This is a genomic window from Streptomyces sp. NPDC102490 (genome assembly GCF_044765285.1).
Lineage (GTDB): Bacteria > Actinomycetota > Actinomycetes > Streptomycetales > Streptomycetaceae > Streptomyces.
Genome location: NZ_JBIWJU010000011.1, coordinates 132,499 through 152,897 on the forward strand (window position 1 = coordinate 132,499; position 20,399 = coordinate 152,897).

19 protein-coding genes are annotated in these 20,399 nt (G+C 73.0%); 14 read left to right on the forward strand and 5 right to left on the reverse strand.

From position 1 onward, the window contains the following. Positions 1-7: 7 nt before the first annotated feature. The gene (locus ACIRGB_RS25570) at positions 8-724 is read right to left on the reverse strand and encodes a L,D-transpeptidase (RefSeq protein ID WP_403869431.1); all 717 of its coding nucleotides are present in this window, start codon (positions 722-724) and stop codon (positions 8-10) included. Between the two features lie 3 nt (positions 725-727). Next, complete coding sequence (locus tag ACIRGB_RS25575) at positions 728-1,315, reverse strand: pyridoxamine 5'-phosphate oxidase family protein (protein ID WP_403869434.1); 588 nt, start codon at positions 1,313-1,315, stop codon at positions 728-730. 119 nt (positions 1,316-1,434) lie between these two features. Here ACIRGB_RS25575 and argH point away from each other — a divergent pair, with 119 nt between their 5' ends. From argH to ACIRGB_RS25595, 4 genes are all read left to right on the forward strand, one after another. Then, complete coding sequence (argH, locus tag ACIRGB_RS25580; RefSeq protein WP_403869437.1) at positions 1,435-2,862, forward strand: argininosuccinate lyase; 1,428 nt, start codon at positions 1,435-1,437, stop codon at positions 2,860-2,862. A gap of 144 nt (positions 2,863-3,006) precedes the next feature. Then, complete coding sequence (locus ACIRGB_RS25585; protein WP_403869440.1) at positions 3,007-3,978, forward strand: aldo/keto reductase; 972 nt, start codon at positions 3,007-3,009, stop codon at positions 3,976-3,978. A gap of 97 nt (positions 3,979-4,075) precedes the next feature. After that, complete coding sequence (locus ACIRGB_RS25590; RefSeq protein ID WP_403869443.1) at positions 4,076-4,627, forward strand: TetR/AcrR family transcriptional regulator; 552 nt, start codon at positions 4,076-4,078, stop codon at positions 4,625-4,627. Then, on the forward strand, positions 4,624-6,156 hold the full coding sequence (locus ACIRGB_RS25595) for an MFS transporter (RefSeq protein WP_403869446.1): 1,533 nt from the start codon (positions 4,624-4,626) through the stop codon (positions 6,154-6,156). Before ACIRGB_RS25590 ends, ACIRGB_RS25595 begins: the two co-directional genes overlap by 4 nt. Before the next feature lie 76 nt (positions 6,157-6,232). Here the strand turns inward: ACIRGB_RS25595 and ACIRGB_RS25600 are convergent, their stop codons facing one another. Then, positions 6,233-6,853, reverse strand: a complete 621-nt coding sequence (locus tag ACIRGB_RS25600; protein WP_231909120.1) for a 1-acyl-sn-glycerol-3-phosphate acyltransferase — start codon at positions 6,851-6,853, stop codon at positions 6,233-6,235. A 508-nt stretch (positions 6,854-7,361) separates the two neighbouring features. On the opposite strand from ACIRGB_RS25600, the gene ACIRGB_RS25605 reads away from it, so the two are divergent. The 3 genes from ACIRGB_RS25605 (at position 7,362) to ACIRGB_RS25615 (ending at position 9,679) form a co-directional block, all read left to right on the forward strand. Then, complete coding sequence (locus ACIRGB_RS25605; protein ID WP_403869449.1) at positions 7,362-8,549, forward strand: glycerophosphodiester phosphodiesterase; 1,188 nt, start codon at positions 7,362-7,364, stop codon at positions 8,547-8,549. 74 nt (positions 8,550-8,623) lie between these two features. After that, positions 8,624-9,124 carry a sigma-70 family RNA polymerase sigma factor gene (locus ACIRGB_RS25610; RefSeq protein WP_403869452.1) on the forward strand — a complete coding sequence of 167 codons (501 nt, stop codon included), beginning with the start codon at positions 8,624-8,626 and terminating at the stop codon, positions 9,122-9,124. A gap of 57 nt (positions 9,125-9,181) precedes the next feature. Then, on the forward strand, positions 9,182-9,679 hold the full coding sequence (locus ACIRGB_RS25615; RefSeq protein WP_356366095.1) for a GNAT family N-acetyltransferase: 498 nt from the start codon (positions 9,182-9,184) through the stop codon (positions 9,677-9,679). 24 nt (positions 9,680-9,703) lie between these two features. On the opposite strand, the gene ACIRGB_RS25620 is transcribed toward ACIRGB_RS25615, so the two are convergent. Both ACIRGB_RS25620 and ACIRGB_RS25625 read right to left on the reverse strand, forming a co-directional pair. Continuing rightward, positions 9,704-10,120, reverse strand: coding sequence for a hypothetical protein (locus ACIRGB_RS25620; RefSeq protein WP_403869455.1), 417 nt, complete (start codon positions 10,118-10,120; stop codon positions 9,704-9,706). Between the two features lies 1 nt (position 10,121). Next, the gene (locus ACIRGB_RS25625) at positions 10,122-10,481 is read right to left on the reverse strand and encodes a hypothetical protein (RefSeq protein WP_087810295.1); all 360 of its coding nucleotides are present in this window, start codon (positions 10,479-10,481) and stop codon (positions 10,122-10,124) included. Positions 10,482-10,541: 60 nt separating this feature from the next. Here ACIRGB_RS25625 and ACIRGB_RS25630 point away from each other — a divergent pair, with 60 nt between their 5' ends. From ACIRGB_RS25630 to cobT, 7 genes are all read left to right on the forward strand, one after another. Next, positions 10,542-11,192, forward strand: a complete 651-nt coding sequence (locus tag ACIRGB_RS25630) for an HAD family hydrolase (RefSeq protein WP_403869458.1) — start codon at positions 10,542-10,544, stop codon at positions 11,190-11,192. Positions 11,193-11,619: 427 nt separating this feature from the next. Beyond that, positions 11,620-12,684, forward strand: coding sequence for a methionine ABC transporter ATP-binding protein (locus ACIRGB_RS25635; protein ID WP_403869461.1), 1,065 nt, complete (start codon positions 11,620-11,622; stop codon positions 12,682-12,684). Next, on the forward strand, positions 12,681-13,418 hold the full coding sequence (locus ACIRGB_RS25640) for a methionine ABC transporter permease (protein WP_403869464.1): 738 nt from the start codon (positions 12,681-12,683) through the stop codon (positions 13,416-13,418). Before ACIRGB_RS25635 ends, ACIRGB_RS25640 begins: the two co-directional genes overlap by 4 nt. A gap of 64 nt (positions 13,419-13,482) precedes the next feature. Next, positions 13,483-14,310 (forward strand): MetQ/NlpA family ABC transporter substrate-binding protein, encoded by an 828-nt coding sequence (locus tag ACIRGB_RS25645; RefSeq protein WP_403869467.1) that lies wholly within the window; start codon positions 13,483-13,485, stop codon positions 14,308-14,310. Positions 14,311-14,481: 171 nt separating this feature from the next. Continuing rightward, positions 14,482-15,120: a GNAT family N-acetyltransferase gene (locus ACIRGB_RS25650; protein WP_403869470.1), complete on the forward strand. Its 639-nt coding sequence runs from the start codon at positions 14,482-14,484 to the stop codon at positions 15,118-15,120. A 117-nt stretch (positions 15,121-15,237) separates the two neighbouring features. Then, positions 15,238-16,464 (forward strand): precorrin-6y C5,15-methyltransferase (decarboxylating) subunit CbiE, encoded by a 1,227-nt coding sequence (cbiE, locus tag ACIRGB_RS25655; RefSeq protein ID WP_403869473.1) that lies wholly within the window; start codon positions 15,238-15,240, stop codon positions 16,462-16,464. Between the two features lie 371 nt (positions 16,465-16,835). Then, on the forward strand, positions 16,836-20,330 hold the full coding sequence (gene cobT / locus ACIRGB_RS25660; RefSeq protein WP_403869476.1) for a nicotinate-nucleotide--dimethylbenzimidazole phosphoribosyltransferase: 3,495 nt from the start codon (positions 16,836-16,838) through the stop codon (positions 20,328-20,330). The last annotated feature ends 69 nt before the right edge of the window (positions 20,331-20,399 follow it).

Here is a 20,399-nt window from a genome sequence, read left to right on the forward strand (position 1 = left end):
TCCGCGTTCAGTAGCGGGTGACCGCCGTCGCCCCGCCCGCGGTGCCGATCGCGAGGTGCGGCCGTTCCCCCGGCTCGGCCCACCGCAGGATGCGCCGCATGGCCTCCTTCGGCACCGACACGCAGCCGGCCGTCGCCCCGCGCCCGTCGACGTGCAGGAAGATGCCCGCGCCGCGACCGCGTACCGGGCGGTCGTAGTTGAAGCCGACGACCAGCGCGTGGGCGTACTGGGCGGTGTAGGTGATCAGGTGCTCGGACTCGGTGGCCCGGCAGTCGGCGGGGCGCGGCTCGGTCCAGCGGTTGTAGGAGCGGGAGGCGTTGTCCTGGCACCACCAGGAGTCCTCGTGGACCGGACGGTAGCGGTACGCCGTGCCGCGCGGCGCGGGCTCGATGCCGAAGGCGTAGGGCAGGTCGTACAGGCCGGTCGGGGTGGTGCTGGTGCCCTGGACGCGCGTCGGCCCCTCGGTGAGTCCGCCGGACCCGAAGCGGGCCGGTGCGGAACCGGCCGCCACCCAGCGTCCGTCGGCTCCGCCCCTGCGGTCCCACCAGGTGACGGTGCCCGTGGTCGAGCCGGTGTCCGGCGCGACGGCGGTGATCAGCTGGGTGCCGCCACCCGTGTCCGCCATCCGGGCCGGAAGCGGAGGTGGCGCGGGCCCGTCGGCGGGGGCGGCGCCGAGCAGGAGGAGGGAGGCGGACACGAGGACGGCGACGGCACCGGGACGCATGGGTCAGACGGTAGAGGGAGGCAGCGGCAACGGCAGCCCGGGGAGGCCGTCGATGCTGGACGCGATGTGCTCCTTCTTGGTGAAGTACGCGCTGAGCGAGGCGTCGTCCTCCCGCGCGAACCGCTTGCCGTGCAGGTCCCGGTCGCTCTCGTAGGCCATGAAGGGGACGGCGTAACCGCAGGTGTCGCGGATGAGCTCGGCGCTCACGACGATGACCGCGCGCAGTCCGTGCGCGGTGGTGTCGATGTCCGGGAAGTGGGTGAGCAGTTCCGGGAAGCGGGGGTCGTCGCGGAAGACCGGCTCGCCGCGGCCGTGCACCCGCACGATGTTCGGCGGGCCCTGGAAGGCGCACCACATGAGGGTGATCCGCCCGTTCTCCCGCAGGTGGGCGATGGTCTCCGCGTTGGACCCGGCGAAGTCGAGGTAGGCCACGGTCAGTTCGTCGAGCACCGCGAAGCAGCCCGTGAGGCCCTTGGGGGACAGGTTGACCGTGCCGTCCCCGGCCAGGGGAGCGGTGGCGGTGAAGAAGAGGGGCTGCGCCTCGATGAAGGTGCGGAGTCTGCCGTCTATGCGCTCATAAGTCTTTCCCATGTCTAACGATTATGGGGGTGCGGGACGCGGTGGGCGGCGTCAACCTGCAAGATTGACGAAACATGCAGAGTTCTGCATACTCATGCATGACAGTGATCGTACGGTGAGGAGCGACCCAAGTGAGCAGCAACAGCGGTGACGTCCGGCTCTGGGGCGGCCGTTTCGCCGACGGTCCCGCCGAGGCCCTGGCGAAGCTGTCCGCGTCCGTCCACTTCGACTGGCGGCTCGCCCCCTACGACATCGCCGGTTCCCGCGCCCACGCGCGCGTGCTGCACCAGGCCGGGCTGCTCACCGAGGACGAGCTGACCCGGATGATCGCCGGGCTCGACCGGCTGGAGGCGGACGTCGCCGACGGCTCCTTCACCGGCACCATCGCCGACGAGGACGTCCACACGGCCCTGGAGCGCGGGCTGCTGGAACGCCTCGGGCCGGACCTCGGCGGCAAGCTGCGCGCCGGCCGGTCCCGCAACGACCAGGTGGCGACCCTCTTCCGGATGTACCTGCGGGATCACGCGAGGACCGTCGGCGGTCTGATCGCCGACCTCCAGGACGCCCTGATCGGCCTCGCCGAGGCCCACCCGGACGTGGCGATGCCCGGCCGCACCCACCTCCAGCACGCGCAGCCGGTGCTCTTCGCCCACCACGTGCTCGCGCACGCCCAGGCGCTGGGCCGGGACGCGGAGCGGCTGCGCCAGTGGGACGAGCGCACGGCCGTCTCCCCGTACGGCTCGGGCGCGCTCGCGGGCAGCAGCCTCGGCCTGGACCCGGAGGCCGTCGCCCGCGACCTGGGCTTCGAGCACGGCAGCGCCGGCAACTCCATCGACGGGACGGCCTCGCGGGACTTCGTCGCCGAGTTCGCCTTCATCACCGCGATGATCGGCGTGAACGTCTCCCGGATCGCCGAGGAGATCATCATCTGGAACACGAAGGAGTTCTCCTTCGTCACCCTGCACGACGCCTTCTCCACCGGCTCCTCGATCATGCCGCAGAAGAAGAACCCCGACATCGCCGAGCTGGCCCGCGGCAAGTCCGGGCGGCTGATCGGCAACCTGACCGGCCTGATGGCCACCCTCAAGGCGCTCCCGCTCGCGTACAACCGCGACCTCCAGGAGGACAAGGAGCCGGTCTTCGACTCCATCGACCAGCTGGAGGTCCTGCTCCCCGCCTTCACCGGCATGATGGCCACCCTCACCGTGCACCGCGAGCGGATGGAGGAGCTGGCCCCGGCCGGGTTCTCGCTGGCCACCGACATCGCCGAGTGGCTGGTCAGGCAGGGCGTGCCGTTCCGGGTCGCGCACGAGGTGGCCGGCGAGTGCGTGAAGGTCGCCGAGGCCGACGGCAAGGAGCTGGACGAGCTGACCGACGAGCAGTTCGCCAAGATCTCCGAGCACCTCACCCCCGAGGTGCGCACCGTCCTCAACGTCCCCGGCGCCCTCGCCTCCCGCGACGGCCGCGGTGGTACGGCGCCCAGCGCGGTCGCCGTCCAGCTCGCCGAGGTGAAGGCGGACGTGGCGGCCCAGCACGCCTGGGCGGACGCCAAGAAGTAGCGTCCCGCAGGGGCGCGGGGAACTGCGCGACCGGCCACGACGCGCTCGCACCCGCCGAACCACCGTCCGGGCCGTGCTCTGAAGCCGTGGGGGTCGCGGGTTACGTTGGTCAACAGCTCAGCAGTCGACCGAACGGAGCCCGCGATGCCCTTCGCCCGCCTGGCCGCAGCAACGACCCCCACCTGTCACATCGGCCTCGGTCTCGCCGCCGTCGGGCGCCCCGGCTACATCAACCTCGACCGCGACCGAGACCTCGGAGCGGCCCGTACCGTCGAGGCGCTGCGCGAACGCACCCACGACCTCCTCGACGCCGCCTACGCGCAGGGCGTGCGCTACTTCGACGCGGCCCGCTCCTACGGCCGTTCGGAGGAGTTCCTGGCCGGCTGGCTCCGGGACCGCCCCGACGTCGACGACGTGGTCGTCGGCAGCAAGTGGGGCTACACCTACACCGCCGACTGGTCCACCGACGCCGACCGGCACGAGGTCAAGGACCACGGCGTCGCGACCTACGACCGCCAGCGCGCCGAGACCGACGCCCTGCTCGGCGACCGGCTCGACCTGTACCAGATCCACTCGCTCACCCCGGACAGCCCCGCACTCACCGACAAGGAACTGCACGCCAGGCTGGCCGAGGCCGCCGCACAGGGCAGCACCGTCGGCTTCTCCACCAGCGGCCCCGCCCAGGCCGAGACCATCCGCGCCGCGCTCGCCGTGACCGTCGACGGCGAGCCCCTCTTCCGTACCGTCCAGTCGACGTACAACGCGCTGGAGACCTCCGCCGGGCCCGCGCTGGCCGAGGCGCACGACGCCGGGCTCACGGTGATCGTCAAGGAGGGCATGGCCAACGGCCGCCTCGCGGAGCCGCACGCGCCCGACGTCCTGCGGGCCGTCGCCGAGGAGACGGCGCTGGGCTGCGACGCGGTCGCCCTCGCCCTGATCCTGCGGCAGCCCTGGACCGGTGTCGTCCTGTCCGGCGCGGCGACGGTCAACCAGCTCGGCTCGAACCTGCACGCCGCCGTGGTCGACCTCGACGACGACCAGATGGCACGCCTGGGCGCACTCGCCGAGGACCCGCACGCCTACTGGGAGCGCCGCGGGCAGCTGCCCTGGCACTGAGACCGCCGCCCCCAGCCGAGCCCGTGACCACCCCGAGAGGTGAGTCACGCATGCCCGGCATGAGACATTACTGTCTCAGGTGGGTTATCGTTGTCTCATGGCCGTCGATCGTGAACAGGTCCTGCGCAGCGCCGCGGCCCTGCTGACCCGCAAATCCACCGCGACCATGGACGAGGTCGCCAGGGCCGCCGGCCTCAGCCGGGCCACCCTGCACCGGCACTTCGCCGGGCGCGACGCCCTCGTCCGCGCGCTGGAGTCGCTGGGCATCGCCGAGTGCGAGGCCGCCCTCGCGGCGGCCCGCACCGACGAGGGCCCGGCGGCCGACGCGGTGCGCCGGCTGGTCCGCGCGATGGAACCCGCCGCCGGTCTGCTCGCCTTCCTCTACACCGAGAACCAGCTGTTCGAGGGCGAGGAGCAGAACGAGGGCTGGGCCCGCATCGACGCCGGGCTCACCGAGCTGTTCCGCCGGGGCCAGGAGAGCGGCGAGTTCCGCATCGACCTCACGCCCGTCTGGCTCACCGAGGCGCTGTACGGCCTGCTGGCCTCCGGCGCCTGGGCGGTGACCGAGGGCCGCGTGGCCCGCAACGACTTCACCCACATGATCGTCGAGCTGCTGCTCGGCGGCGCACTCCGGAGAGAGGAACCATGAACCGCACCCTGCGGCCGGCCCGCCCGACCGAGGCGGTGAAGCGCCCCGGCCGCTGGCTGGCGCTGTCCGTCCTGGTGCTGGCCGTGCTGCTGGTGGCCGTCGACGCGACCGTCCTCGGTCTCGCGACCCCCTACATCAGCGAGGACCTCGCCCCCTCCGGCACCCAGCTGCTCTGGATCGGCGACGTCTACTCCTTCGTCATCGCCGGCCTGCTCGTCTCCATGGGCAGCCTCGGCGACCGCATCGGACGCAAGCGCATCCTGCTCGTCGGCGCCACCGCGTTCGGCGCGATCTCCGTCCTCAACGCCTACGCCCACACCCCCGAGGTGATGATCCTCGCCCGGGCCCTGCTCGGCGTCGCGGGCGCCACCCTGATGCCCGCCACCCTCGCCCTGATCCGCAACCTCTTCCACGACCCGCGCGAACGCAGTCTCGCCGTCGGCATCTGGGGCGCGGCCGCCTCCGCCGGCGCGGCGGTCGGTCCGGTCGTCGGCGGGTTCCTGCTGGAGCACTTCTGGTGGGGCTCCGTCTTCCTGATCAACCTGCCCGTGATGGCCGTCCTGGTCGTCGTCGGCGTCAAACTGCTGCCCGAGTCCCGCAACCCGAACCCGGGCCCCTGGGACCTGTCCAGCGTCACCCTGTCCCTGGTCGGCATGGTCGGCGTCGTGTACGCGGTCAAGGAGGCCGCCGCCCACGGGTTCGCCTGGGCCACGCTTGCCGCGGGTCTGCTGGGCGCCGCCGCGCTCTACGGCTTCGTCCGCCGCCAGCTGACCATGCCGGTCCCGCTGCTCGACATGCGGCTGTTCCGCCACCGCGGCTTCAGCGGCGCGGTCCTGGCCGACCTGCTGACCATCCTGGGACTGTCGGGGCTGGTGTTCTTCCTCTCCCAGTACCTGCAACTCGTCCAGGGCAGGCGGCCCTTCGAGGCGGGCCTGGCCGAACTGCCCGCCGCCGTCGGCGCGGTGGCGGCCGGTCTGATCGCGGGCCGGGCGGCCCGGCGCTTCTCGGTCCGCGCCGTGGTCTCCGGCGGACTCGCCGCCGTCGGTCTCGCGCTCGCCGCGCTGACCGTCATCGGGCAGCACACCGGCTACCCGCTGCTCGGCGCGGCCCTGCTGGTCGTCGGCCTCGGCGCGGGCTTCGCCTTCACCGTCACCGCCGACGTGATCCTCTCCAGCGTGCCCGGGGAGCAGGCGGGCGCCGCCTCCGCGGTCTCCGAGACGGCGTACGAACTCGGCGCCGCCCTCGGCATCGCGGTGCTCGGCTCCATCGTGACCGGCGTCTACCGCGACTTCACCGGCCCCGCGGGCACCCCGGAGGCGGCCCACGAGTCACTGGGCGGTGCGGTGGAGGCCGCCGCGGGCCTCCCGGCGGCCAGGGGCGAGGCGCTCCTGGACTCCGCCCGGCAGGCCTTCGTCGACGGCCTGACCCTCGCGGCGGGCGTCGGCGCCGCCGTGCTCCTGGCCGCCGCCGCGGCGTCCTGGTACCTGCTGCGGGGCCAGCGCCTGGAGGACGGGGTGGAACACCCGTAGCCGCACGGCGCGGGAACGCGAAACGGCGGACCGCCCACCGGGCGGTCCGCCGTAGCGCGCGGGCGGGTCCGCGGCGTTACGCCGCTTTAGCCTTGCTCGCGTACATGTCCACGTACTCCTGACCGGACAGCCGCATGACCTCCGTCATCACGGAGTCGGTCACCGCCCGCAGGACGTAGCGGTCGCGGTCCATGCCCTCGTAGCGGGAGAACTCCATCGCCTCGCCGAAGCGGACCGTCACCCGGCCCGGCCGCGGCAGACCCGCGCCGCCCGGCTGGAGCTTGTCGGTGCCGATGACGGCGAACGGCACGACCGGGGCGCCCGTCATCAGGGTGAGCCGGGCGATGCCGGTGCGACCGCGGTAGAGGCGGCCGTCGGGGGAGCGGGTGCCCTCCGGGTAGATGCCGAAGACGTGGCCCTCCTCCAGGATGCGGCGGCCGGTCATCAGGGCCGCCACCCCGCCCCGGCCGCCGTCCCGGTCGACCGGGACCATGCCGACCCCGGTGAAGAACCAGGCCATCAGCCGCCCCTTGAGGCCCTTGCCGGTGACGTACTCGTCCTTGCCGATGAAGAAGACCTGCCGGTCGCAGGTCAGGGGCATGATCACCGAGTCGATGAAGGTGAGGTGATTGCCGGCCAGGATCACCGGACCGTCGCCCGGGATGTTCTCCACACCCTCCACCCGTGTGCGGAACATCAGGCGCATGATCGGACCGAGCACTGCCTTGATGAACACGAAGCGGGACAACGGGCCCTCCGGTGTCGGGGATGCGGTATGAGTCTGTGCAGGTGAGGACATTACTCGCGGCCCGGGGGGTCACGCACCTCGGGTCACCCGGGTCTTGCCCGACGTTGACGCGTGTTCACCTGCGGTGCGTGGGCGTCGCACGGCGGTGACGCCCACGCCGGAATGTGAGGCAGGTCGCGCTCACGAGGGCCGGCGTCCCGGTCCACGCCCCGCGGCCACGGCCCGGATCGAAGCACACGCGGCCCGCGCGCCGGGTGAGGCGCGCCGCCCGGGTGCCACCACCGAGCCCATGTCCTTCGCCTACCCCGCTCCGCCGCCGCCAAGCCGACGGCACGTCAGCTGCCCGCCCCCGCACGACATCCCCGCGCACCCGCGTGTTCCGGCCGCGGTCTCCCGCTCGTCATGTACGCGCCCCTACGATCGGCGCGCACGAGACGGTCAACGGCAGGAGGGCCCCATGGGAACGCAGGAGTCGGACGAGCGGGCGGGCGGCGGCACCGGACGGCGGGCGCTCCTGGGCGCGGCGGTGCTCGGCGCGGGCGGAGCGGTCCTCGGCCTGCCCGGCACGGCGAGAGCCGCCGGCACCCGGCACGGCGGCCGACCCGGCGGCGGGGTCAAGGACCTGCCCGTGCCGACCGTCATCGGTCACCGCGGCGCCAGCGGCTACCGCCCCGAGCACACCTTCGGCTCCTACGAGCTGGCCCTCGACCTCGGCGCCGACATCGTCGAGGCCGGCGACCTGGTCCCCACCAAGGACGGTCACCTCGTCTGCCGGCACGAGCCGGAGATCGGCGGCACCACGGACGTCGCCGACCACCCGGAGTTCGCCGACCGCAAGCGCACCAAGCTGCTCGACGGGGTCTCCACCACCGGCTGGTTCACCGAGGACTTCACCCTCGCCGAACTCAAGACGCTCCGCGCCACCGAGCGCATCCCGGCCAACCGCCCGCACAACACCCTCTACGACGGCCGCTGGGAGATCCCCACCTTCGAGGAGGTGCTGCGCTGGCAGAACGAGCAGACCCGCAAGCGCGGCAGGCAGGTCTGGATCTACCCCGAGCTCAAGCACCCCACCTACTTCCGCAAGCTGGGCCTCGGCACGGAGGAGCGCCTGGCCCGGCTGCTGCACAGGTACGGCAAGGACCGGAAGAACTCGCCCGTCATCATCCAGTCGTTCGAACCCACCAGCATCCAGCGGATGAACAAACTGGTCGCCAACCCCCTCGCCGTCCTGCTGTCCGGAGCGAACAGCCGCCCCTGGGACTTCGTCGAGACCGGCGACCCGCGCACCACGGCCGACCTCGTCACGCCCGAGGGCCTGAAGGAGATCGCCTCCTACGCACAGGGCATCGGCCCCACCCTGGACCTGATCATCCCGAAGGACTCCGCCGGGCGGCTCACCGAGCCGACGACGCTCGTCCGCGACGCGCACCGGGCGGGCCTGATCCTGCACCCCTACACCCTGCGCAACGAGAACCCCTTCCTGCCCGCCGAGTTCCGCAAGGGCGGCGACCCCGACGCCTACGGCGACGTCTTCGGCGCGTTCCGGACGTACTTCGCCACCGGCATCGACGGCATCTTCACCGACAACCCGGACACCGGCGTGCTGGCCCGCGAGGACTTCGTCAACGGCGTCAACGGCTGAGCCCGCACCCCCGGTTGGGGTGACCTTCGGCCGCCCGGGCAACCCGCCGCCCGGGCGGCCGCGTCGACGTGCATATGACGCACGACCTGCTCACCTCCCTGCGCCCCCTGCTCACCGCCGAGGCCTCGGCCGAGGCATATGCGTCCGGAACCGAGCCGGGCGACCTGGAACAGGCGGTCTGGCTGCGGCTGCTGGAACGCCTGGCGGTCGACGGCCCGCCCCCCGACCCGCACCGCTGGCTGCGCAGTGCCGTCCGCACCGAGATCCGCCGCACCCGCCGCACGGCCCGCAACGAGCGGCCGTACGGGACCGAACCCGCCGGCGTCGCCGAGTACGCCCACGAGCCCGAGCGGCTCGCGCTCGCCGCCGCCCGCCGCCGCGCCCTGCGCGACGCCGTGCGCCGGCTGCCCGGCCGCTGCCCCCGCCTGATGGAGGCGCTGCTGTCGCCCAGGGACCTCACATACCGGGAAATCGCGGGGGAGTTGGGTATCTCACAGGGCAGTCTTGGGCCGGAACGCGCCCGATGTCTGGGATGTCTGCGTCGATTGCTGACGCCGGAGGTTGCGGCCGGCTGAGGACGGGGATAGGAGTGGGGGACCACAGGTGATCAGGTGAGCGGGAGGCATGCGCACATGGGCATGAGCGTGACCATCTCGGCGGCGACCGAACAGGATGCCGAGCAGATCTTCCGGCTGCAGTACCTCTGCTTCCAGAGCGAGGCGGCGCTGTACGCCAACTACCGCATCGACCCGCTCGTCCAGACCCTGGACTCGGTGCGCGAAGAGGTCGCCGCCGACTGCGTCTTCGTGGCGCGGCTCGGCGACGAGGTCGTCGGCTCGGTGCGGGGGCGGGTGACCGAGGACGGGGCGGCGTCCATCGGCAAGCTCTGCGTCCACCCCCGCCTCCAGGGACACGGCATCGGGGCCCGGCTGCTGCGGGCCGCCGAGTCCGCCCTGGCCGAGCAGCGCGGCGCCAAGCGGTTCCGGCTGCACACCGGGCACCGCAGCGAGGGCAACCTGCGGCTGTACCGCCGGGTCGGCTACGAGACGGTGGGCACCGCCGAGGGCACCGACGGCGTGCCCATGATCGTCCTGGAGAAGCCGGCGGAGACGTACGCGACCACGGCCTGAACGACCGCCGGGCCCCGACGGCCGCTACGCGGTGCGGGCCCGGCGCAGCCAGTACAGGGCCGACAGCGGCAGTAGCACGGGAATGAAGAGGTACCCCATCCCGTAGTCCGACCACACGGTCGCGTCCGCGAAGGCCGACGGCTCCACCAGCGTCCAGGTGCCGACCGTCAGCACCCCCACCAGTTCGGCGGCGCAGCACACCTGCGCCGCCCTGCGGGCCCGTTCGCCGCCGCGCACCAGGGTGTAGGTGATGAACCCGTAGACGACGCCCGCGAGAGCCGACAGCGAGTAGGCGAGCGGCGCCCGGTCGAACTCGGTGGCGATCTGGTACGCGGACCGCGACACCGCGCCGACGACCATCACGCCGTACAGCCACACCAGCAGGATGCCGGGCCCGCCGATCAGCCGTTGCCCGGTCCGCTTCTCCTCCGTGGCCGCCATCTCAGCCTCCCCAGATGTCATAGAGCCGGACCTCCAGGACGGCCAGGACGACACCGCCGGCCGCGACCGTCACCGAACCCCAGCGGGTGCGCTCGGCCAGCGACATGAACCCCGCCGCCGGCACACACGCGAAGGCGCCCAGCAGATACGCCACGAAGATCGTCGTGCCCTGCTCCGGTTCCTCGCCCCGCGCCAGCTGCACGACGCCGACCACCAGCTGGATCAGCGCCAGCGCCGAGACCACGGCCATGCCGATGAAGTGCCAGTCCTTCGTCGGCTGGTCACGGTAGGCGGCCCAGCCGCACCAGGCGGCCAGCAGCAGTGCGGCGACGCCGGTCACCAGCGTCAGGACGTCAAGCATGGCAGCGAGCCTATTACGGCCCAAAAGGCCCGCCGTCCCCGGCCCCGTAGGGTCGGGGGCATGAAGCTCCACGCACAGGCCCTCCTGTTCGACAACGACGGCACCCTCGTCTCCTCCCTCGCCTCCGTACGCCGCTGCTGGACGCGGTGGGCCGCCGAGTACGGGATCACGGCCGAGCGGTTCGGGCGGGTGGAACTGCACGGGCGGCCGGCCGCCGAGATAGCCGCCGACCTGCTGCCCGCCGAGGTCGTCGCCGAGGCCGTCGCCCGCATCGAGGACCTGGAGGTCGAAGACGTGCCGAACGGGGGCGTGCGCCTGCTGCCCGGCACCCGCGCGTTCCTCGACGCGCTGCCCGCCGACCGCTGGGCCGTCGTCACCTCCGCCACCCGCCGCCTCGCCGAGGCCCGCCTGGACGCCGTCGGCATCCTCCCCAAGACCCTCGTGGCCGCCGACGACATCACCCGCGGCAAGCCCGACCCCGAGCCCTACCTCCTCGGTGCCCGCGCCCTGGGCGTAGACCCGGCCGACTGCGTCGTCTTCGAGGACGCCCCCGCCGGGCTCCAGGCCGGCCGCGCCGCCGGCATGCGGACCGTGGCGTTGGCCACAACCCACCGGGCCGACGAACTCGACGCCGACCTGGTGGTCACCGACCTCTCGGCCTTGTCGGCACTGGCCACCGACGCCGGAATCGAGATCACCGTCCGGGGCTGATCCACGCCCCCGCGACCACCCGCCGTCCACCGCTGTCCAGTATCCGGACAGCGGTCTCCGGACCGGGGCATACGTCTGCTTTACTGATCGGCATGAGCACCACGAGCGACCGCACCCCTGCGACCGAGGCGACCACGACGCCCGGTGCTCGTTGTATGTGCCTGCGAATGTGCGCCTGCTAGAGGGCCCCCGCACCACCTGAGCCTCGCGCCCCGAAGCGAGCGCCCGCCCCGGTCCGCCCGCGCCCGACGCGCGCACGCGGCCGGGCCACGCCCCGCGCACACGTTTCTCCCCGGTCCCACCGCCACGGCGCACCGCCACCGCGAGAACCGTGCCGCGTTCCGAAGGGCCCCGAGAACCCGAAGAACAACGCCCCGTGCCCGGCGCACACCACCGCGCCGCGCACACGACAGTGACGGAAATCCACGTGATCACCACATCGGGCCTCACCAAGGTCTATCGTTCACGCGGCCGCGAGGTCACCGCCCTGGACGGCGTCGACCTGCACGTCCGCGAGGGCGAGGTGTACGGCGTCATCGGCCAGTCCGGCGCCGGCAAGTCCTCGCTCATCCGCTGCGTCAACCTCCTGGAGCGCCCCACCGCCGGCACGGTCACCGTCGCCGGCCAGGACCTCACCGCGCTGGCCGGCCGCGGCCCCCGCGCGGGCCGGGAACTGCGGCAGGCGCGCAGCCGGATCGGCATGGTCTTCCAGCACTTCAACCTGCTCTCGTCGCGGACCGTGCGGGACAACGTCGAACTGCCGCTGGAAATCCTCGGCAAGTCGGGGAAGGAACGTTCCCGCAAGGCGCTGGAACTGCTCGACCTCGTCGGTCTCGCCGACAAGGCGAGCGCCTACCCGGCCCAGCTCTCCGGCGGCCAGAAGCAGCGCGTCGGCATCGCCCGCGCCCTGGCCGGCGACCCCAAGGTGCTGCTCTCCGACGAGGCCACCAGCGCCCTCGACCCGGAGACCACCCGCTCCATCCTCCAGCTGCTGCGCGACCTGAACCGGCAGCTCGGGCTGACCGTCCTGCTCATCACCCACGAGATGGACGTCGTCAAGAGCATCTGCGACTCGGCCGCCCTCATGGACCGGGGCCGCATCGTCGAGTCCGGCACGGTCGGCGAACTCCTCGCCACCCCCGGCTCCGAACTGGCCGCCGCGCTCTTCCCGGTCGGCGGCGACGCCTCCGCCGAGGACCGCACCGTCCTCGACGTCACCTTCCAGGGCGAGGCCGCCACCCAGCCCGTCATCTCCCAGCTCTCCCGCACCTACAACATCGACATATCGATCCTCGGCGCCGCCATCGACACCGTCGGCGGCCTCCAGGTCGGCCGGATGCGCATCGAACTGCCCGGCCGCTACGAGGACAACGTCGTGCCCGTCGGCTTCCTGCGCGAACAGGGCCTCCAGATCGACGTGGTGAACGAGAAGCCGAACGCGGCCACCGCGCCGTCCGCGTCCGCCTCGCTGGTGAAGGAAGGTGCCAAGTGACCTGGTCGCAGATGCAGCCGCTGCTGGAGCAGGCCTCCTGGGAGACCCTGATCATGGTCGGCTGGTCCACCCTGATCGCCGTCGTCCTCGGACTTCCGCTCGGCGTCCTCCTCGTCCTCACCGACCGCGGCGGCCTGCTGCAGAACGTCCTGGTGAACAAGGTCATCGGGCAGATCGTGAACATCGGCCGCTCGATGCCGTTCATCATCCTCATGGTCGCGCTGATGAGCTTCACCCGCTGGGTCACCGGCACCACCATCGGCAGCGAGGCCGCGATCGTGCCGCTCGCCATCGGCGGCATCCCCTTCTTCGCGCGGCTCGTCGAGACCGCCGTGCGCGAGGTCGACGGAGGGCTCGTGGAGGCCGTCCAGTCCATGGGCGGCAACACCTGGACCATCGTCCGCAAGGTCCTGGTCCCCGAGGCGCTCCCCTCCCTGATCGCCTCCACCACCACCACGGTCATCGCCCTCATCGGCTACTCCGCCATGGCCGGCACCGTCGGCGGCGGCGGCCTCGGCGACCTCGCCGTCCGCTACGGCTACCAGCGCTTCGAGCCCGGCTTCATGTGGATCACCGTCGCGCTCCTCGCCGTCGCCATCTCCCTCATCCAGTTCGCCGGCGACTACGCGGCCCGCACCCTGCACCGCCGCGGCGGACGCGGCGGAGCGGCGCCCAGGCTCCGGCTGCTCAGGGCCAAGGAGCCCGCCGCGGCCGACGTGAGCAAGGTCGCCTGACGCACCCCGAAGACTCCCCGCCCCACCCGGACGGGGTCGCACCACCTCAGGAAAGGCACTTTTCGTGCGTAACACCGCCAAGTTCACCACCGCCGTCCTCGCCGCCGGAGCCCTCACCCTCGGGCTGACCGCCTGCGGCTCCGACAAGGACTCCGCCTCCGACACCTCCGGACCGCTGGTCGTCGCCGCGAGCCCCACCCCGCACGCCGAGATCCTCGACTACGTCAAGGACAACCTGGCGAAGAAGGCGGGTCTCGACCTCGAGGTCAAGGAGTTCACCGACTACGTCACGCCGAACACGGCGACGGAGGACGGCTCCGTGGGGGCCAACTACTTCCAGACCCAGCCCTACCTCGACGACTTCAACAAGAAGAACGGCACCCACATCGTGTCCGTCGTCGACGTGCACCTGGAGCCCCTCGGCCTCTACTCGCACAAGGTGAAGAAGGCCGACGACCTGAAGAGCGGTGCGACCGTCGCCGTCCCCAACGACACCGTCAACGAGGGCCGCGCCCTGCAACTGCTCGCCGCCCACGGGATCATCACCCTCAAGGACGGCGTCGGCACCGCGGCGACCCCCTCGGACATCACCAAGAACCCGAAGAACCTCGAGTTCAAGGAGCTGGAGGCGGCCCAGACCCCGCGCTCCCTGGACGACGTGGACGCGGCGGTCGTCAACGGCAACTACGCCATCGAGGCCGACCTGAAGCCCGCCCAGGACGCCCTCGTCCTGGAGAGCGCCAAGGGCAACCCGAACAGCAACCTCCTCGCCGTCAAGGAGGGCCACGAGGACGACCCGCGCGTCAAGAAGCTCGCGAAGCTCCTCAACTCGCCCGAGGTGAAGAAGTTCATCGAGGACAAGTACGCCGGCGCGGTCCTGCCCTCCTTCTGACCCCCGACCCCGAGGTTCGCTCCGGCCCGCCGTCCGGCCCGAACCCCGCGTCACCCACCGGGTCCGCTCCGTGCTCACGGGGCGGACCCGGAGGTGTGGTTGAGTGCTTTCATGCTGCATGCTGGGCAGTTCGAGCAGGCCCTGACGGTCACACAGGTTACGGAGCGGCGCATGACGAGCACCTTCCCCAACATCTCCATCAGCACGGAGCGGTTGGTGCTGCGCCCCCTCGACGAGGACGACGTCCCCGCGCTGGCCGCCATGATGAACGACGAGCAGGTCGCCGCCTGGACCCACGTCCCCCAGCCCTTCACCGAGGACAACGCCGCCACCTGGATCGACGAGTACGCCCCGGCCGAGCGCACCGCGGGCCGGGGGCTCGACCTGGCCGTCACCGAGTTCCTCACCCAGCGGCTGGTCGGCGTCATCCAGCTGACCAAGACCAACTGGCACGTGCGGTCCACCGAACTCTCGTACATAGTCGCGCCCTGGGCCCGGGGCGAGGGGTACGCCTCCGAGGCGGCGCTCGCCACCGCCCAGTGGCTCTTCGGCGACCAGAAATTCGAACGCGTCGAGCTGCGCACCGCGGCCGACAACACCGCCTCCCAGCAGGTCGCCCAGAAGATCGGCTGCATCAGCGAAGGAGTCCTGCGCGGCGCCTGCATAGCGCGCGTACGCAGCGACGACGGCGTCTGGACGGACGTACGCACCGACTTCATCGTGTGGAGCCTGCTGCCGGAGGACCTCGAGGGCAGCACCGGACAGCTGACCGACACCGACGGTTTCACCACCTTCACGGACTGGAACTGACAGCCGGGGGCCGACCGGCGCCACCACCCCGGACCCAGGCCGCACCAGGTACCCTCACGGGGCACGCCCGCGACGCTACCGCGACCACGACCTGCGAAAACCCTGGAGACGACGACGATGGCCGACCGGGTCACGGTGATCGGCTGGGACGGTTCGCCGCTGACCGCCGCGGCACGCTCCGCACTGGGCGCCGCCACCCTGGTGGCCGGCGCCGCACACCACCTGGCACTTCCCGAGGTGCCGCCCGCCGCCGAGCGCATCCGCCTCGGCAGCGTCGCCCTCGCCGCCCGCCGCCTCGCCGCCCACCGCGGCACCACGGTCGTGCTGGCCGACGGCGACCCCGGCTTCTTCGGCGTCGTACGCACCCTGCGGGCCCCCGAATTCGGCCTGGAGGTCGAGGTCGTCCCCGCCGTCTCCTCCGTGGCCGCCGCCTTCGCCCGCGCCGGAATGCCCTGGGACGACGCCCAGGTGGTCGTCGCCCACCCCCGCACCCTGCGGCGCGCGGTGAACGTGTGCCGGGCCCACCCCAAGGTCGCGGTCCTCACCTCACCGGGCGCCGGACCGGCCGAACTCGGCCTGCTGATGGAGGGCGTCCACCGCACCTTCGTCATCTGCGAGGAACTCGGCACCACCCGCGAGCGGGTCACCGTCGTCACCTCCGACAAGGCCGCCGACCACAGCTGGCGCGACCCGAACGTCGTGATCGTGGCGGGCGGCAGCGCCGGTCCGGCTCCCGCGGCCGACGGCACCGGCTGGATCGCCGGCCGCGACCCCGCCACCGGACCGCGCGGCTGGTCCCTGCCCGCCGCGGCGTACGCCGGTGAACTGGGCGAGGGCGAGACCGACCTGCTGCGCACCGCCCAACTCGCCAGGCTCGGACCGCGCCTCGGCGACCTCGTGTGGGACATCGGCTGCGGCAGCGGCGCCTTCGCCACCGAGGCCGCCCGCGGCGGCGCCGCCGTCATCGCGGTCGACCGGGACCCGGACGCCTGCGCCCGCACCGAGGCCACCGCACGGCACTTCGGCGTCCAGCTCCAGACCGTGCACGGCAACGCCCCGCACATCCTGGAGAACCTCCCCGAACCGGACGTCGTCCGGGTCGGCGGCGGGGGAGCGGCCGTGGTCTCCGCGGTCGCGGACCGCCGCCCGCAGCGCATCGTCGCGCACGCCGCGACCCGCGACGCGGCCGAACTCGTCGGCAGGGACCTGACGGAGCACGGCTACCGCGTCGAGTGCGCCCTGTTGCAGTCCGTCGGACTCGACACCCGGGCCTGGACGGAGACGGAGCGGAGCGTTGCGTTCCTGCTCAGCGGAGAGATCGTGCGGCGCGAGGCACCCCGCTGAGGACCCACCGCGACCGCGCCCCGTGATCTGTTGTTCATACCGCGCGGGGTAGGCTGGCGGATTGTTGTACCGCATGCGGACACCCGGCAGTTCGTCGGTCGATGTCCGTAAAACCCACTCCTTCGGGGGCGGGTGCGGTACGGCACAACCGGAGGACGCGCAACGTGGCGCAGTCCACAGCGGGCCGTCGCGGATCAAGCTGTCGTGGCGGGGGAACGACCGCGACAATGCCACTCAATGGCTTTGTCGTCTTTTCCCGCGGGTCGTTCGTGCCGCTGGGCACGCCCGCTCGTTCTTCACTACGGGCGGTCGGTGCGCCGTCCCGGGTGAGCTGGTCGTAGAAGCACTAACCGATGGGCGAGGGGTTACGCATGACCGACACCGGCCAGATCCCGGGCGAGGGGCTGCCGGAGAACGCAGGCATGGTGGAGCAGCCGGGCGTCCCCGCACCCGGCGCGTTCACCTACCTCTCCGAGGCCACCGCCGAGGACGAGGACCTGTTGTTGCTGCCGGGAGCCCAGAGTGCCTGGGGCAACGAGGTCGCGCCGCCGGCGCCGGAGCCGGTCGTGGAGACCGTGCACCAGCCCGGCCCGCACGAGATGTCCGGTCGCGACAGCGGCTCGGTCGACCTCAACGGCGTCCGGCTGCCCGACCCGGCGCAGGACACCGCGTCCACCCCGGTTCCGCCGCGCAGGCCCCTCCACCTCGGTCCGCCGATCCCGGACACCTCCGCGAGCCCGGTCCGCTCACTCGCCGACCGCGGCCCCGCCGACGCGCCGGTACGGCACCCCGGCCCGCCGGCCGCGGGGCCCGAGTACCTCGACGCGCCGCAGGCCGCCGCGCCGGTCCCGCAGGCGGCGGCACCCTGGGGAGCGCAGCCGGCGCAGTCGGCGCCGCAGGCCCAGGAGACCCCGGTGAACGCCGGGGAGGGGTCTGCGGAAACGGTTGTTCCGGTACCGGAGCAGCAGTCTGCCGAGCCGGTGGGTGCGGCCCAGGCGCTCGTGACCCGCGTGGCGACGGAGGCGGTGGCGGCGACGGGCGGAACGTCCGGGAGCGCCGACGAGCCCGGCGAACCGCAGGAGGCTCCCGCGCAGGTGGAGGCTCCTGCTCAGGCGGAGGCTTCGGCGCCGGAAGAGGCGGAGCAGGTGACCGCCCCCGCGGCGGAGGCCGTGCCGGCTCCCGAGGCGGTCCCGGCGGAGCCCGTGATCCCGGTGACCGAGCCCGCCCAGGAGGCTCAGGACGACGCCGGGCCCGAGGAGGCCCCTGCGGTTCCGGAGGCCCAGGAGGTCCCCGTGGCCCCGGTGGCCCCCGTGCAGGCGGTTCCGGAAGACGCACCGGCGGCGGTACCGGCCGAAGCACCGCAGGGACTCGGCGAACCCGCGGTCGCAGACACCCCGGAGGCCCCCGGGCCCCAGGAAGCCCCGCCCGCCGAGGCACCCGTGCCCGAGCCCGAGCGCGGCGACGCCCAGACGTCCGACGCACCCGCACCCGTGGCCGTCACGGAACCAGAGCCGGTCGTGCCCGAGGCCGCCGAGCCCGAGCCGGCCCCGGCACCGGAGCAGCCCGCTCCGGTCCAGGTGGAGCCCGCGCAGCCGGAGGCGCAGCCGGACGTCCCGCCCGCGCCGCAGTTCGCCGTCCCCCAGCCGTTCCCGGAAGCCGATCCGGAGCCGCAGGCCGCCGAGGCCCCCGCCCCCGCACCGCAACCCGCCCAGGGCCCCCAGTCCCTCGCGGACGCCACCATGCCGCAGGAGCAGGAGCAGGAGCAGGAGCAGGAGCAGGAGCAGGAGCAGGAGCAGGAGCAGGAGCAGGAGCCGCAGCCGGAAACGGCCATGGCCGTGGCCGTGGCCGACGGCACTGCCGAGCCCGTGGGCCAGTTCCTGCCCGTCGACGGCGGTCAGGTGCCCACGACGCCGCACCTCGCCCCCACACCGCCCGAGGCGGTCCTGGTCCCGCCGGAGACCCCGGCACCGGAGCCAGTCGCCGAGGCCCCGGCGGCCGAGGACGCCGCGACCGCGGTACCGGCGCCGCGCGAGGCCGACCCCGAAGTCGCCCAGAGCGTCGAGGACCTGGACACCCGCGACGCCGGCCAGGAGGACCAGGCGGCCGCGGCGGCGGAGGCACCACGGTCCGTCGCCCCGGCGGCCCCCGCCTACGACGACGCCGAGCGCGAGGCCGTACTGAAGGTCATGCGCGAGCGCCGCGACATCCGCAACGGTTTCCGCAGCGACCCCATCCCGCACGAGGTGCTGCTCCGCGTCCTGGAGGCCGCGCACACCGCGCCCTCCGTCGGCCACTCGCAGCCCTGGGACTTCGTCGTCATCCGCTCCGCCGACACCCGCCGCGCGATGCACGAACTGGCGATGCGCCAGCGCGACGCCTACGCGAAGTCGCTGCCCAAGGGCCGGGCCAAGCAGTTCAAGGAACTGAAGATCGAGGCCATCCTCGACACGCCGGTCAACATCGTCGTCACCGCCGACCCGACCCGCGGCGGCCGGCACACCCTCGGCCGCCACACGCAGCCGCAGATGGCGCCGTACTCCTCCGCGCTCGCCGTCGAGAACCTCTGGCTCGCCGCCCGCGCCGAGGGCCTCGGCGTCGGCTGGGTCAGCTTCTTCGACGAGCGCGAGATGGTCCGCGCGCTCGGCCTGCCCGAGCACCTGGACATCGTCGCCTACCTGTGCGTCGGCTACGTCGACGAGTTCCCGGACGAGCCCGAGCTGATGCAGGCCGGCTGGTCCAAGCGCCGCCCGCTGTCCTGGGTGGTCCACGAGGAGACGTACGGCCGCCGCGCCCTGCCCGGCGAGGCACCGCACGACCTGCTCGCCGAGACCGTCGCGCAGATCCGCCCGCTGGACGCCAAGGCGCTCGGCGAGGCGTGGGAGCGGCAGAAGCGCATGACCAAGCCGGCCGGCGCGCTCGGCATGCTGGAGATCATCTCCGCCCAGCTGTCCGGACTGTCCCGGCAGTGCCCGCCACCGGTCCCGGAGCCCGCGGCCGTCGCGGTCTTCGCCGGGGACCACGGGGTGCACGCCCAGGGCGTCACGCCCTGGCCGCAGGAGGTCACCGCCCAGATGGTGGCCAACTTCCTGGGCGGCGGAGCGGTCTGCAACGCCTTCGCCACCCAGGTCGGTGCCGAGGTGTGCGTCGTGGACGTCGGTGTCGCCTCCGACCTGCCCGCCACGCCGGGCCTGCTGCCCCGCAAGGTGCGCGCGGGCACCTCCGACATGACGACCGGTGCCGCCATGTCCCGCGAGGAGGCCAAGCAGGCCATCGAGGTCGGCATCGAGACCGCCCGCGACCTGGTGGCGGCCGGCAACAAGGCGCTGCTCACCGGCGAGATGGGCATCGCGAACACCACCGCGTCCGCCGCGCTCATCTCCGTCTTCACCGGCGCCGACCCGGCCGAGGTCACCGGCCGCGGCACCGGCATCAACGACGAGACGCTGGCCCGCAAGACCGAGGTCGTCCGCCGCGCCCTCGAACTCCACCAGCCGGACCCGGCCGACCCGATCGGCGTGCTCGCGGCGATCGGCGGCTTCGAGCACGCGGCCATGGTCGGCCTGCTGCTCGGCGGCGCCTCCCTGCGCACCCCGGTGATCCTGGACGGCGTCAGCGCCGGTGCCGCCGCCCTGGTGGCCCGTGCGATCGCCCCCGAGGTCCTCGCCGCCTGCATCGCGGGCCACCGCAGCGCGGAGCCCGGCCATGTCGCCGCGCTCAACAAGCTGGGCCTGCGTCCGCTGGTCGACCTCGACCTCCGCCTCGGCGAGGGCACCGGCGCGCTGCTCGCCCTGCCCATGGTGCAGAGCACGGCGCGGGCGATGCACGAGGTGGCGACGTTCGACTCGGCGGGCGTCACCGAGAAGTAGCGGTCGCACGACGCGGGGCCCGGGACCACGGTGCCGGGCCCCGCGCCGGCTGCCGCGTTTCCCGCCCCG